Genomic DNA, 13,772 nt, shown 5'->3' on the forward strand with positions numbered 1-13,772 from the left:
TCGGCGTACGCTGGTTGAGCGCTCAACGACCCCACGGAGGACCCCATGAACGTCCAGCTCGGCCTCGACACGTTCGGCGACGTCAGCTCCGACGCCACCGGTGCCCCGGTGCCCCACGGCCAGGTGATCCGCGACCTCGTCGAGCAGGCCGTGCTGGCCGACGGGATCGGCATCGACGCCATCGGCATCGGCGAGCACCACCGCGACGACTACGCGGTCTCGGCGCCCGACATCGTGCTGGCGGCGATCGCGTCCCGCACGGAGCGCATCCTCCTCGGCACGGCCGTCACGGTGCTGAGCAGCGACGACCCCGTGCGGGTGTACGAGCGCTTCGCCACCCTCGACGCGCTCGCCCCCGGGCGGGCGGAGGTCACGATGGGCCGGGGCTCGTTCACCGAGTCGTTCCCGCTGTTCGGGCTCGACCTGGGCGACTACGAGCGGCTGTTCGAGGAGAAGCTCGACCTGTGGGCGGCGCTGCAGGGCGAGGGCGAGGTCTCGTGGGAGGGCTCCGTGCGCGGGCCGCTGCAGGGGGCGCGGGTCTTCCCGACGACCGCCGCCGGCCGCATCCCGACGTGGGTCGGTGTCGGCGGGTCACCGGAGTCGGTGGTGCGGGCCGCCCACTACCGCTTCCCCATGATGCTGGCGATCATCGGCGGCGAGCCGGGCCGCTTCGCGCCGTACGTCGAGCTCTACCACCGCGCCCTCCGCGAGCTGCACCCCGAGCAGGCCGACGAGCGGCTGCCCGTCGGCGTGCACTCGCCCGGGTTCGTCGCCGACACCGACGAGGAGGCGCGCGAGCTGTTGTTCCCGCACTTCAAGGCCAACCGCGACCGCATCGGGCGCGAGCGGGGCTGGGGCCCGGCGACGCGGGCACAGTTCGACGCCGAGGCCGACGCGGGCTCGCTCTACGTCGGGTCGCCCGAGACCGTCGCGCAGAAGATCGTCGCGACCGTGCGCACGCTGGGGATCGACCGGTTCGACCTGAAGTACTCCAACGGCCCGCAGCCGCACGACCAGCTCCTGCGGTGCATCGAGCTCTACGGCACGAAGGTCGCCCCGCGCGTGCGGGAGCTGCTGGCGGACTGAGGGGCCTTCCCCCGCCGGCCTGGGGGCCTGGCGCGGAAAGGGTCACGGACGACAGCCAATCCGGCGTCCTGGGTGGCGTTCGTGCCCCCTTCCGGTACGGCGCGCACTCATGCCGCTCGCGGTGGCATGCGACGCGGGGCCCAGCGCTGGCGCAGCCACGCCGTGCCGGCCGGGGTCTGCGTGCTCTCCCGCAGCAGGGCCCGCCACGGCCGCAGGCGTGACGGGTCGTGGTCCCGTCCCGCTGCACGATCGAGATCGCGGGCCAGCGTGCCGACCTGGCCGAGGAGGTCGTGGCGGGTCACCGCGATGCGACCCCAGGCGACGGCGCCCAGGCGGCGGTCGCGGCGGAGGTCGTCGCGCTGTGCGTCCGCCTCCCGGTGCGTGGCGCCGTCGTACTCGACCAGGGTCCGGGTCCCCCGGATCCACAGGTCGCCGCGGGCGACGAGCTGCTCGTCGGCGTCCCGGACCTCGCGCTGGGCCTCGACGTCGAGGCCCAGCACCAGGCACAGCGCGCCGAGGACGACCTCCATGGCCGATTCCGCGCCGTCGAGCACCAGGTCCGACGCGGCGCGGAGGCGCGGCCCGCCCCGGACACCGGCCCCGTGCGCGGCCTCCGTCACGGCCGCTCGGGGGACCCCGGCGTGGAGTGCGCCCGCGACGACGACGGCCAGGTCGAGCGTGCCGAGCAGACGCCCGCAGTCGAGCAGCGTCCGCGGCGCCGACGCGAGGCGGAGGCCCGACAGCGTCTCGCTCGGTGCCGCGTCGGCCGTCCTCGCGAGCCGCACCTCGGGGCGCCGCACCCGGCCGCTGCCCCGCGGCACGCTCGCGAACACGGGCACGTCGTCGGGCAGCAGCGGCAGCCACCACCCGCGTGCCCGGGCGGCCGTCAACCCGGTCAGCACCGCCGACGGTGGCAGCACCTGCTGCACCGCGAGCAGGTCGAGGTCAGGCGCTTCGGACGGTGCATCGACCTGCCGGTGGGCCCCGTGCACCACCCGGGTCCACCCGGCGCGCCGCACGCGGCCGAGCTCGACCAGGTCGGCGTGCTCGGGATCCTCGGATGCGTCAGCGGTGGCCACCCGCCCACGATGACCCCGCCCGGACGGCGCTCAGGGCGTCATCGCCGCGCCTGGGGAGGGATGCGGCCCACCGTGGGCCTGGGGACGACCAGCGGGCCGTCCGGAAAGGGGCACGAACGCCGTCCCGATCGCCGGATCAGCCGTCGTTCGTGACCCTTCCGCAGGGGTCCGCAGGCGCGCCCAGGCTCAGGCCGGGGGCTCCTGCCCGTTGGGCGACGCCCCGCCCTCGGCCTGCTCCTTCGCGTGCTCGGCGAGCGCCGCGTCGAGGTCGAGGTCGCGCAGGCCGGTGATCAGCTGCTCGAGGGCCGCGGGCGGCAGGGCGCCGGCCTCGCGGTAGACGAGCGTGCCCTTCTTGAACGCCATCAGCGTCGGGATCGACGTGATCTGCGCGGCGCCGGCCAGCTGCTGCTCCGTCTCGGTGTCGACCTTGGCGAACACGACGTCGCCGTGCGACTCCGACGCCCTCTCGAAGACGGGCGCGAAGGCCTTGCACGGGCCGCACCACTCCGCCCAGAAGTCGACGATCACCAGCTCGTTGTCGGTGATCGTGCTCTCGAAGTCGGTGGATCCGATGTTGACCGTGCTCATGGCCGCTCCTTCGTCGTCGGGCCTGTCCCTCGCTCCAACGAGGCCGGGCGGGCGGGTGTTCCCCGTTCCGGCTAGCGTCTCCCCCTCGCCCAGCCCGATCCCCAGCCCGACCCCAGCCAGCCCGAGGAGCCCGATGCCGCCCCGCCCGCGCCGTACCGCCACCCGCACCCGACCCCGGCCCGCCGACATGGTCGCGCCGCCCGGCGCGATCGAGGTGTTCACCGACGGGGCGTGCTCCGGCAACCCCGGACCCGGCGGGTGGGCGTGGGCGATCGACGAGGAGCGGTACGCCGCGGGCGGGGAGGCCGCGTCGACCAACCAGCGCATGGAGGTGCGGGCCGCCTACGAGGCGGTCCGGGCCAACCCGGGCCCGCTGGTGGTGGTGAGCGACTCGACGTACGTCGTCAACTGCTTCCGCGACCGCTGGTGGGCGGGGTGGCTGCAGCGCGGGTGGACCAACAGCGCGCGGCAGCCGGTCGCGAACCGCGACCTCTGGGAGCCGTTCGTGGAGGAGGTCAACGCCCGCGGCGACGTGGCCTTCCGGTGGGTGAAGGGGCACTCGGGCAACCGCATGAACGACCTCGTCGACCGCCTGGCGGTGCAGGCGGCCAAGCAGGTCTGACCGCTCGCCGAAACCCGGGTGCGTCGTGCCGGAGCCGACTGCGACACTGACGCCCATGCGGCCCATCGTGCAGAGCAAGAAGCTCCAGAACGTCCGGTACGACGTGCGAGGTCCGATCCTCGTCGAGGCGCAGCGGCTCGAGGCGGAGGGCCACCGCATCCTCAAGCTCAACATCGGCAACCCGGCGCCGTTCGGCTTCGAGGCGCCGCAGTCGATCGTCGCCGACATGGTGACGCACCTGCCGGACGCGCAGGGCTACTCCGACTCGCGCGGGATCTACTCGGCGCGCACGGCGGTGGCGCAGTACTACCAGTCCCGCGGCCTCACGGAGACGTCCGTCGACGACGTCTTCATCGGCAACGGCGTCTCCGAGATGATCTCGCTGGTGCTGCAGGCGTTCCTCGACGACGGCAACGAGGTGCTCGTGCCGGCGCCGGACTACCCGCTGTGGACGGGCGCGGTGACGCTCTGCGGTGGCACCCCGGTGCACTACCGCTGCGACGAGGAGAACGGGTGGAACCCCGACCTCGCCGACATCGAGGCCAAGATCACCCCGAACACCCAGGCCCTGGTGATCATCAACCCGAACAACCCGACGGGCGCGGTCTACAGCGAGGAGACCGTCAAGGGCCTCGTCGACATCGCCCGGCGCCACGACCTCGTGCTGATGAGCGACGAGATCTACGAGAAGATCCTCTTCGACGACGCGGTGCACCACCACACGGCGACGTACGCCGGCGACGACGTCCTCTGCCTCACCTTCTCCGGGCTCTCGAAGGCCTACCGGGTCTGCGGCTACCGCGCCGGCTGGGTGATGATCTCCGGCCCGAAGCACCTGGCGGAGGACTTCCTCGAGGGCCTGACGCTGCTCTCCAACATGCGGATGTGCGCGAACGTGCCGGCGCAGCACGCGATCCAGACGGCGCTGGGCGGCTACCAGTCGATCAGCGAGTACATCGGGCCGGGCGGCCGGTTCTACGAGCAGTCGAAGACCGCGTGGCGCCTGCTCAACGAGATCGAGGGCGTCAGCTGCGTGGAGCCGATGGGGGCGCTCTACTGCTTCCCGAAGCTCGACACGGAGATGTTCGGGATCACCGACGACCAGGAGTTCGTCATCGACCTGCTCCGGGCGAAGAAGCTGCTCGTCACCCACGGCACGGGATTCAACTGGTTCGAGCCCGACCACTTCCGCCTGGTGACGCTGCCCGACGTCGACATGCTGACCGAGGCCATCGAGCGCATCGCCGACTTCCTCGCCACGCTGCGCCGCTGAGGCCCCTCCCTCCTCGGGGACGTCATGCGCGTCGGCGGCCGGGGCCACCGCGGCGCATGACGTCCCGAAGAAGCCCTCAGCCGGCGATCCCCGCCACGACGCGGGTGGCCTGCTCGATGGCGCGCTTCGCGTCGAGCTCCGCCGCGACGTCCGCGCCGCCGACGAGGTGCACCGCGCCGCCGGACGGGTACGCCGCGGAGCCGTCCAACGCGTCGTACACGTCCCGCACGGACTCCTGCCCGGCGCACACGACGACGTGGTCCACGGCGTACAACCGCTGCTCCCCGTCGACCGTCACCCACAGGCCGTCGTCGTCGATGCGGTCGTAGGTGACGCCCGAGACCTGCACGACACCCGACTGCTTGAGCACGGCCCGGTGGGCCCAGCCGGAGGTCTTGCCGAGGCCGACGCCGATCGGTGTGGTCTTGCGCTGCAGCAGGTAGACCTCGCGCACCACGGCGCGCGGCTTGGCCTCGGTCAGCCCGCCGCGGTCGAGAGCGGGGTCGCCGACGCCCCAGTGCGACTTCCACGTCGCGACGTCGTCGATGGTCTCGGCCGGGTCGTGGGTGAGGAAGTGGGCGACGTCGACACCGATGCCGCCGGCGCCGATGACGGCGACCCGCTGGCCGCAGGTGACGCGGCGGGCGAGCACGTCGGCGTACGAGACGGCCTTCGGGTGGTCCATCCCCGGGATCGACGGGACGCGCGGCTCGACGCCGGACGCCACGACGACCTCGTCGAAGCCCGCCAGGTCGTCGGGGGTGGCGGTGGTGCTGAGGCGCACGTCGACGCCCAGCACCTCGAGGCGGCGCGTGTAGTAGCGCAGCGTCTCCGCGAACTCCTCCTTGCCGGGGATCTGCATCGCGAGCTGGAACTGTCCGCCGAGGTGGGGGTTGCGCTCGAAGAGCGTGACGGCGAAGCCGCGCTCCGCGGCCGACACGGCAGCCGCGAGCCCCGCGGGCCCGGCGCCCACGACCGCGACGGTGCGGCGGGTCCGCGTCGGGCTCAGCACCAGGGTCGTCTCGCGGCACGCCCGCGGGTTCACCAGGCACGACGACTTCTTGTTGCTGAAGATGTGGTCGAGGCACGCCTGGTTGCAGGCGATGCACGTGTTGATCTCGTCGGCCCGCCCGGCGGCCGCCTTGGCGACGAGCTCGGCGTCGGCGAGGAACGGCCGCGCGAGCGAGACGAGGTCGGCCTCCCCGGCGGCGAGGATGTCCTCGGCCACCTCCGGCGCGTTGATGCGGTTGGACGCGCACACCGGCGTGGCGATGCCGGCCTCCCGCAGCGCCGCTCGCAGGCGCGCGGTCGAGTCGCGCCACGCGGCCCGCGGCACCTGCGTGATGATCGTCGGCACCCGCGCCTCGTGCCAGCCGATGCCCGTGTTGAAGACGTCCACGCCGGCCTCGACGAGCGCCTGCGCGAGCTCGGCCGTCTCGTCCCAGGTCTGCCCGTCCTCGACGAGGTCGAGCAGCGAGATGCGGTAGTCGAGCAGGAAGTCGTCGCCGACGAGCTCGCGCGTGCGGCGCACGACCTCGATCGCGAACCGCATCCGCTTCGTCGCCGAGCCGCCCCAGCGGTCCGTGCGGTCGTTGGTGCGGGCGGCGAGGAACTGGTTGATGAGGTAGCCCTCGGACCCCATGATCTCGACCCCGTCGTAGCCCGCCCGCTGCGCCAACCGCGCCGCCCGCGCGAAGTCGCTCGCCGTGCGGTCGACGCCCTTCGTGCTGAGCGCCGTGGGACGGAACGGCGTGATCGGGCTCTTCCGACGCGACGCGCCGACGTTGAGCGGGTGGTAGCCGTAGCGCCCCGCGTGCACGAGCTGCAGCACGATCTTCGCGTCGTGCTCGTGCACCGCATCGGTGACCTGCACGTGGCGCGCGGCCTGCAGCCGGCTCGTCATCTCGGAGCCCAGCGGCTTGAGCCAGCCGCGCTTGTTGGGCGCGTAGCCGCCCGTCACGATCAGCCCGACCCCACCGGCGGCGCGCTCGGCGAAGTAGGCCGCCAGCTTCCCGATGTTCCAGAACCCGTCCTCGAGCCCGGTGTGCATCGAGCCCATGACGCTGCGGTTGCGCAGGGTGACGCTGCCCCGCCCGTGCGCCGTGGGGACGGTGAGCGGGCTGAGGAAGGTGGGGTACGCCGTGGGCACGGTCATCGGGACTCCTCGCGGTCGGTGTCGGGGTCGGTGTCGGGGTGGGTGTCGGGGTGGGTGCTCGGCGCGCCGTGCGCCGTCAGGTACTCGTCGAGCCAGGTGATCCAGAACCGCTCCATGAGCAGCCCGCCGCGCAGCACGAGCCAACGGTCGAGGGCCGGCCCGGTGAGTGCCCCCGGGTCGGGGAACTGCTCGGCGGCCATGGCCTCGAAGGTGCGCAGCCGCGCCCGGTGCTCCTCCCGCCGGACGGCGAGGTGGGCGAGCACGGCCGAGCGGTCGCCGTACGCCGCGCCGCGCATCTTCACCGCCACCTCGGTGCGCAGCGGCTCGGGGGTGGAGGGCGTCGCCAGCCACTCGGCGAGCACCTTCGCGCCGAGCGGGGAGACGGCGTAGACCTTCTTGTCGGGCCGACCCGTCTGCGCGACCGTCTCGACGTCGACCCAGCCGTCCTCCGCCATGCGGCCCAGCGTCCGGTAGATCTGCTGGTGGCTGGCCTGCCAGAAGTTGCCGAGGGTGCGCTCGAAGCGCTGGGTGAGCTCGAGGCCGGAGCCGCCGCGCTCGCGCAGCGCCACGAGGAGCACGTGTTCGAGGGCCATGGGGAGGAGCGTGCCATGCAACGGGTTGCAGTGCAACTAGTTGCACAGCGGTGCTCCCGGCCGTGGTGCGAGCCCGCCACTTTCCGTAGGCCTGGCACCACGACCAGGTGCCCGCCCCAGGGGGCCCGGGGACCGGGGCCGTCACCTCCCCGCAACACGCGTCCGCCACGATGCGCCCATGGCCTGGATCGTGCTCGTCCTGTCGGGATGCCTCGAAGCGGTCTGGGCGACCGCCCTGTCGCGCTCGGAGGGGCTGACCCGCCTGGTGCCCTCCGTCGTCTTCGGCGTCTCCGTGGTCGCGAGCATGGTCGGCCTCGCGTGGGCGATGCGCACGCTGCCGGTCGGCACGTCCTACGCGGTGTGGGTGGGGATCGGCGCGGCGCTCACCGCGTCGTACGCCATGGTCACCGGCGCCGAGGCCTTCTCGGCGGTGCGGGCGCTCCTGCTGCTCGGCATCGTGGCCTGCGTCATCGGTCTCAAGCTCGCCCACTGAACCCGCGCACGGGCGACCACACCGAGGATGCCCTCGCGACTGTGACAGTGAATCTGTCATGATCCGTCCATGGCGCTCACGCTGGGACAGGGAACGGGGCCGCTCGCCGGCCTGAAGGTCGTCGAGCTCGCGGGGATCGGGCCGGGCCCGCACGCGTGCATGATCCTCGCGGACCTCGGCGCGGACGTGATCCGCATCGACCGTCCGGGCGGGGGCGCGCTGTCGGTCGTGGCCGACCCGCGCCACGACCTGCTCACCCGCGGCCGGCCCAGCGTCGCGGCCAACCTGAAGGACCCCGTCGCCCGCGACACCGTGCTCGACCTGGTCGCGGAGGCGGACGTGCTCGTCGAGGGCCTGCGGCCCGGGGTGACCGAGCGGCTCGGGCTCGGCCCCGACGACTGCCTCGCGCGCAACCCGCGGCTGGTCTACGGCCGCATGACCGGCTGGGGCCAGACGGGCCCGCTCGCCCACGCGGCGGGTCACGACATGGACTACATCGCCATCACGGGCGCCCTCCACGGGCTCGGCCAGGACAAGGCCCGGCCGCACTTCCCGAGCAACCTCGTCGGCGACTTCGGCGGTGGCTCGACCTACCTCGTCATCGGCATCCTCGCCGCGCTCGTCGAGCGCGGCATCAGCGGGAAGGGCCAGGTCGTCGACGCCGCGATCGTCGACGGCACCGCCCACCTCAACGCCATGGCGTCCGCGATGCTCGCCGGCGGCGGCTTCACGGAGGAGCGTGCCGCGAACCTGCTCGACGGCGGGATCCCGTACTACGACATCTACGAGACCGCCGACGGCGAGCACCTCGCGGTCGGGGCGCTCGAGCCGCAGTTCTTCGACGAGCTCGTGACCCGCCTCGGCATCAAGGAGCAGGCGCCCACGCAGGCCGACCTCGGCCGGTACGACGAGCTCCGCACGCTCGTCGCCGACACCATCCGCTCGCGGACCCGCGCGGAGTGGACCGAGGTCTTCGACGGCACCGACGCGTGCGTCGCGCCGATCCTGCGCATGAGCGAGGCGCCGGAGCACCCGCACGTCAAGGCACGCGAGATCTTCGTCGAGCGCGACGGCGTCGTGCAGCCGGCGCCGGCGCCGCGGTTCTCGCGCACCGCGCCGACGCTGACGCTGAGCCCCCACCGCGCGGGCGCCTACACGCGCGAGGCGCTCGAGGCGTGGGGCGTGGCAGATGTCGACGGTCTGATCGCGTCGGGGGCGTTCGTCCAGGCCTGAGCGCCGCTGGCGGGGTTGGCGTCGGCGGCGCCCCCGGCCCTGGCACCCTTGCCCGGTGATGCTCCTCGCCGCCGCCGTGGTCGCCGCCGTGGCCTGCCTGGTGGCGGCGCTCGCGCTCGACGGCGTCCGCCAGCTCGCGGTCGGCGTGCTGGGAGCCGGGCTGGTCCTCGGCGTCGGGGCGGTCAGCCCCGGGCACGCCGAGCGGGCGGTGCTCGACCTGTTGCCCGTCGTGGGCTACCTCGTCGCGATCCTCGTGCTCGCCACGCTCGTGGAGCGGGGTGGCGTATTCGCCTGGCTGGGCGGGATCGTCGCGGCCGGCTCCCGGCGCGCCTCCGATCCCGGGCGGCGGCTCGTGCTCCTCGCCGTGCTCACCGCGGCGGTGGTCACGGCGCTGCTCACGCTCGACGCGACGGTCGTGCTGCTGGCGCCCGTGCTCGTGCTGGCCGCCCGCGGGCTGGGCCGGGACCCCTGGCCGCTCGACCTGGCCTCCGTGCGCCTCGCCAACACCGCGTCGATCCTGCTGCCGGTCTCCAACCTCACCAACCTGGTGGCCTTCGACGCGTCGGGGCTGACCTTCCTCCACTTCACGCTGCTCATGGCGCCGGCGTGGCTCGTGGTCGTCGCGGCCGAGCACGTCGTCGTACGCCGCGCGCAGCGCCCCGCCGCCGCGACGCCCGCGGTGGTGGAGGCCCCGGTGGCGGTCCCGCGCCCCGACCGGCTCACCCTCGTCGTGCTCGGCGTGACGTTGGCGGCCATCGTGGTCGGGGGTCAGCTCCACCTGGAGCCCGTGTGGCCGGCGCTGGTGGCGGCGGCGGTGCTGGGCGTGCGCGCGGCGCTCACCCGCCGTCCCGAGCTGCGGCTCGCGCCGACACGGCTGCTCGCGGCGGGGCAGGTGCCCTTCGCCGTCTTCGTGCTCTGCTGGGCGATCGCCGTGACGGCGCTGGCCGACCGGGGCGGTGCCGACCTCCTCGACCGGCTGCTGCCGGACGGCACCGGGGTCGTCAGCCTCGTGGTGGTCGCGCTCGTGGCCATGCTCGCCGCCAACCTGCTGAACAACCTCCCGGCCACCCTGCTGCTGGTGCCGCTGGCCGCGCCCGTCGGGCCCGAGGCCGTGCTCGCGGTGCTCATCGGGGTCGGGGTGGGGGCGAGCGCGACGTACGCCGGCTCGCTGGCCAACCTCCTCTGGCTCCGCAACCCCGCGCTGGAGCACCCGGCGGACGTGGGCCGGCGCTTCCACGCGGTCGGCCTGCTCGTCACGCCGGTGCTCGTGGTGGTCGCGACCGCCGTGATGGCCGGTACGGCGACGCTCGTCGGGACCTGAGCCCGCCCCGATCCGCGTCGTGGCCTCAGCGCCCCGCTTTCCGCCGCGCTGAGGCCACGACCGCCCTCGCCACGTCGCGCGCCGCGGACCAGAGGGTCCGCCTCAGCCGCCTGCCACCGGTGGTGGGAGGGTTCCTGCGCCGCGCCGGCGCATCTCGTCCAGGGAGACGAGGCGCTCACCTGACCGCCCCTGTAGGTCGGGGTACTCGTGCAGTGCGTAGCGGGCGAGCGCCGGCATCGTGATCTCGAGAACCCCCCGGCGGGGGGCATAGATGTCTCCGGTCTCGATGAGGTTCTGTCGAACGCGTGACCAGGAGCGCTGATCTCGACCCAGGATGACCGCGAGCTCTTGGGCCGTGGCTCGGCCACCGTTCGCGGCGATCGCCGTGACGAGCTCGGCCTCCCGCTCGGAGAGCGCGTCCCAGCGCGGCTCGAGGGAGCGCATGGTCAGGGTCTCGGCGGCCGGAGGGATCGCGGCTGCGGCGGAGGCGACGTCGACGACGGGGCCGGGGGCGTGGCGCCACACGGCCTGTGCGAAGTACTGCAGGTGCGCCGGATAGCGGTTGGACGCCTCGAGCACGGCGTCGACGGCCGCAGGCTCCCAGCCGCCCCCAGCAACACGGGCAGGTTCGAGGATTGCCAGGCGGGCGTCGGGCTCCTCGAGCTGCAGCGGGATCCGGGTCTCCACGAAGAGGCGATCGGGATGAGTGACACCTGCCTCGATCAGCCGGGCCATGGTGTGGGGCAGTCCGGTACCGGCGAAGACGACGGCCGCGTCGGGGTGGTCGACGTTGAGGCGCTGGAGCACTGCGGCGATGAGGGCGACCTCGCGAGCGTCGCCGACCTGGATCTCGTCGATGGTCAGCATGACCCCACCCCTGGACGCGGCCGTCTGCAGACCGCCTGTCTCGCCCCGCACGGCCTCGGAGAGGGCCGCCAGGGCGCCCGCGAGGGACTCGGGATCGCGCGCCACTCCGGCCGACCCGCCCGCCGGCGGGTGGAGGCTCACGCCGGCCGAGAAGCCCCCGGCTCCCAGCTGCAGGCCAGCGAATCGCTCGAGCGCCTGCTTCGCGCGCTTCCACGGTCCCTTGTCCGCCGCGATGGCGGCGTCGGCCTGCCGGATGAGCGACGCGACCATCGTCGGCTCGTCGCGCACTGCTTGGAGATTGACGACCTCGTAGCCGAGGCTGCGAGCCTGGTCTGCCAGCACGGTGAGCGTGCAGGTCTTGCCGACCCCACGTGGGCCGGTGAGGAGCAGGTCCTCGGCAGCTGCACGACCCCCGCCTCCCGCGACCGCGTGCAGCTGCAGGGTCCAGTCCCGCACGAGCCGGTCACGACCGACGAGCAACGGCGGGACCTTGCCCGCGCCGGGTCGGTAGACGTTGCTGTCCATGCGCTCATCCTCCTGCAGAAAGACGTAGAAAACAGCATCTTTCTGCGTCTTTCTACCGGGGCGCGCGGTCCGTGGCGAGACCTCCCCGCGCTAAGGCGTGGCCTCAGGGCCTCGTCTTCTGACGCGCTGAGGCCACGACCGCCCTCGCCACGTCGCGCGCCGCGCTCGTCGTCACGTGTCCGTCGCGCAGCCGCATCGCGAGGTCACCCGAGACCACCAGCAGCAGGGACTCGGCGAGCCCGTCGGCGCCGGTCTCGCCGACGACGGGCACGGCCAGCGCCCGCAGCCGGGTGCGCAGCTCGTCGGTGTCGCGCGCCAGCGCGGCGGCCAGCGGGGCCGGGGGATCGGCGTGCTCCGCCGCGCTCCCGAGGAAGGCGCACCACCGGGCACCGTCGGGCCGCGCGCGGAAGGTCTCGAGGGCGTCGAAGACGGCCAGCAGCCGCGCCTCGTCGTCGGCGGCGGCGGCCACAGCGGCGTCCCAGGTGGCGAGCCATGCATCGAGGCGGCGCTCCAGCGCGGCGACGAGCAGGCCGTCCTTGCTGCCGAACGCGCGGTAGAGCGTCGCGGGGGAGACCCCCGCCAAGGCGAGCACCTCGTCGACCGGGGTGGCGGTCACGCCGCGGCGGAAGAGCAGCTGGTCGGCGGCGTCGAGCAGCTTCCTCTCGGTGCTCGCTCGGCTGGCCATGGACCCCACCCTAGACTTGGCAAAGTGAAACGCCCGTTATCGTTTGAGCACGGTCCTGACCGCGCGTCCGGGATGCTCGTCGTCGCCGGTCTCGCCTTCATCGCGAGCACCTACGGCCTGGTGCGTCTCGCCTACGGCCTCTTCCTCCCCGACGTGCAGGCCGACCTCGGCCTCGGGGACCGCGCCGCGGGCTACGTCTCCTCCGGCGCCTCCCTCGCCTACTGCGCCGGGGCGATCGTGGGGCTGGTCGCCGACCGCCGCCCGCGGACGGTCCTGGTGGCGGCCGCGCTCACGGGCGTCGTCGGGGCGACGGGCATGGCGCTCGCCCCCGGCACCGGCGCGTTCGCCGCCGCCGCGGTGCTCGCGTCGTCCTCGGCCGGGCTCGCCTCCCCGGCGCTCGTGGCGATCGTGGACCGCCGGGTGGCCGTCGACCGGCGTGCCCGGGCCCAGGCGGTCGTCAACTCCGGGACCGGCCCCGGCCTGGTCGCGGCGGGCCTGCTCGCCGTCGTGCTCCTGCCCGACTGGCGCGCGGGGTTCGCCGCCGGCGCCGCCGCGACCCTGCTCTGCGGCGTCCTCGTCCTGCTCCTCGCGCGGGGCGGCTCCTCCGGGCCGGCGACTCCCGAGACCCCCGACGCGCACGGGTACGGCGCGGGTCGCGCCGCGACGTACCAGCTCCTGGTCCCTGCCCTCGGCGCGCTGGGGCTGGGCGCGGCCTCGGCCGCGGCGTGGACCTACGGTCGGGCGCACCTCGCCGCTCAGGGCCTCGGCGAGACCACGACGACGGTGGCGTGGATCGGCATCGGGGTCGGCGGCACCGCGACGGTCCTGACCGCCCGTCGCCTCGCCAGCCGCTCCCCGCGGGTCGGCTGGGCCGTGACGGTGGCGACCGTCGCGGGCGCCCTGGTGCTGCTCGGCACCGCGGGCCGAACCCCGGTCCTGGCCGTGCTGGCCTGCGCACTCTTCGGCTGGGGCTTCGTCGCGGCGACGTCCGCCCTCATCGCGTGGGCGGCGGAGCTGCGCCCGCAGGCGCCGGCCGCGGTGACGGCCGGCTTCTTCGTGCTCCTCGTGCTCGGCCAGGCGCTGGGCTCCGCCCTGGCGGGGGAGGTCACCGCGCGCAGCGGGTCGGGCGCGGCGTTCCTGCTGGCGGGTGTCGTGGCGCTGGCGGCCTGCGCGGCGTCCGTTCCCCGGCGGCCGGAGGGAGAGGGGAGTGCGACCCGATCGGCCGGTGTCCGTCCGACGACGCCCTGGTAGA

At 74.0% G+C, this 13,772-nt stretch carries 13 protein-coding genes; 7 read left to right on the plus strand and 6 right to left on the minus strand.

Annotation, left to right across the window (positions count from 1 at the left end):
- Positions 1-45: 45 nt before the first annotated feature.
- On the plus strand, positions 46-1,086 hold the full coding sequence (locus PIR53_16730; protein WZH51652.1) for an LLM class flavin-dependent oxidoreductase: 1,041 nt from the start codon (positions 46-48) through the stop codon (positions 1,084-1,086).
- Positions 1,087-1,193: 107 nt separating this feature from the next.
- On the opposite strand, the gene PIR53_16735 is transcribed toward PIR53_16730, so the two are convergent.
- Together PIR53_16735 and trxA are read right to left on the minus strand one after the other, a co-directional pair.
- Entirely contained in the window at positions 1,194-2,165 is a 972-nt protein-coding gene (locus tag PIR53_16735; GenBank protein ID WZH51653.1) for a hypothetical protein, read from the minus strand.
- Positions 2,166-2,351: 186 nt separating this feature from the next.
- Positions 2,352-2,753 carry a thioredoxin gene (trxA, locus tag PIR53_16740; GenBank protein ID WZH51654.1) on the minus strand — a complete coding sequence of 134 codons (402 nt, stop codon included), beginning with the start codon at positions 2,751-2,753 and terminating at the stop codon, positions 2,352-2,354.
- A gap of 133 nt (positions 2,754-2,886) precedes the next feature.
- On the opposite strand from trxA, the gene PIR53_16745 reads away from it, so the two are divergent.
- Both PIR53_16745 and PIR53_16750 read left to right on the plus strand, forming a co-directional pair.
- The gene (locus PIR53_16745; GenBank protein ID WZH51655.1) at positions 2,887-3,375 is read left to right on the plus strand and encodes a ribonuclease HI; all 489 of its coding nucleotides are present in this window, start codon (positions 2,887-2,889) and stop codon (positions 3,373-3,375) included.
- A gap of 55 nt (positions 3,376-3,430) precedes the next feature.
- Positions 3,431-4,648, plus strand: coding sequence for a pyridoxal phosphate-dependent aminotransferase (locus PIR53_16750; protein WZH51656.1), 1,218 nt, complete (start codon positions 3,431-3,433; stop codon positions 4,646-4,648).
- Between the two features lie 76 nt (positions 4,649-4,724).
- Here PIR53_16750 and PIR53_16755 read toward each other — a convergent pair whose 3' ends face one another.
- Both PIR53_16755 and PIR53_16760 read right to left on the minus strand, forming a co-directional pair.
- Complete coding sequence (locus tag PIR53_16755; GenBank protein ID WZH51657.1) at positions 4,725-6,803, minus strand: NADPH-dependent 2,4-dienoyl-CoA reductase; 2,079 nt, start codon at positions 6,801-6,803, stop codon at positions 4,725-4,727.
- Positions 6,800-7,396: a PadR family transcriptional regulator gene (locus tag PIR53_16760; GenBank protein WZH51658.1), complete on the minus strand. Its 597-nt coding sequence runs from the start codon at positions 7,394-7,396 to the stop codon at positions 6,800-6,802. The genes PIR53_16755 and PIR53_16760 overlap by 4 nt, the downstream gene beginning before the upstream one ends.
- A gap of 178 nt (positions 7,397-7,574) precedes the next feature.
- Between PIR53_16760 and PIR53_16765 the strand changes: the two genes are divergently transcribed.
- From PIR53_16765 to PIR53_16775, 3 genes are all read left to right on the plus strand, one after another.
- On the plus strand, positions 7,575-7,889 hold the full coding sequence (locus tag PIR53_16765) for a multidrug efflux SMR transporter (protein ID WZH51659.1): 315 nt from the start codon (positions 7,575-7,577) through the stop codon (positions 7,887-7,889).
- Between the two features lie 69 nt (positions 7,890-7,958).
- Positions 7,959-9,122, plus strand: a complete 1,164-nt coding sequence (locus PIR53_16770; GenBank protein WZH51660.1) for a CaiB/BaiF CoA-transferase family protein — start codon at positions 7,959-7,961, stop codon at positions 9,120-9,122.
- Between the two features lie 58 nt (positions 9,123-9,180).
- Positions 9,181-10,443: an ArsB/NhaD family transporter gene (locus PIR53_16775; protein WZH54472.1), complete on the plus strand. Its 1,263-nt coding sequence runs from the start codon at positions 9,181-9,183 to the stop codon at positions 10,441-10,443.
- A gap of 102 nt (positions 10,444-10,545) precedes the next feature.
- Here the strand turns inward: PIR53_16775 and PIR53_16780 are convergent, their stop codons facing one another.
- The gene (locus tag PIR53_16780; GenBank protein ID WZH51661.1) at positions 10,546-11,835 is read right to left on the minus strand and encodes an AAA family ATPase; all 1,290 of its coding nucleotides are present in this window, start codon (positions 11,833-11,835) and stop codon (positions 10,546-10,548) included.
- 103 nt (positions 11,836-11,938) lie between these two features.
- Positions 11,939-12,520 (minus strand): TetR/AcrR family transcriptional regulator, encoded by a 582-nt coding sequence (locus PIR53_16785; GenBank protein WZH51662.1) that lies wholly within the window; start codon positions 12,518-12,520, stop codon positions 11,939-11,941.
- A 72-nt stretch (positions 12,521-12,592) separates the two neighbouring features.
- Here PIR53_16785 and PIR53_16790 point away from each other — a divergent pair, with 72 nt between their 5' ends.
- Complete coding sequence (locus PIR53_16790; protein WZH51663.1) at positions 12,593-13,771, plus strand: MFS transporter; 1,179 nt, start codon at positions 12,593-12,595, stop codon at positions 13,769-13,771.
- Position 13,772 lies beyond the last annotated feature (1 nt).

The organism is Nocardioides alkalitolerans (assembly GCA_038184435.1).
GTDB lineage: Bacteria > Actinomycetota > Actinomycetes > Propionibacteriales > Nocardioidaceae > Nocardioides > Nocardioides alkalitolerans_A.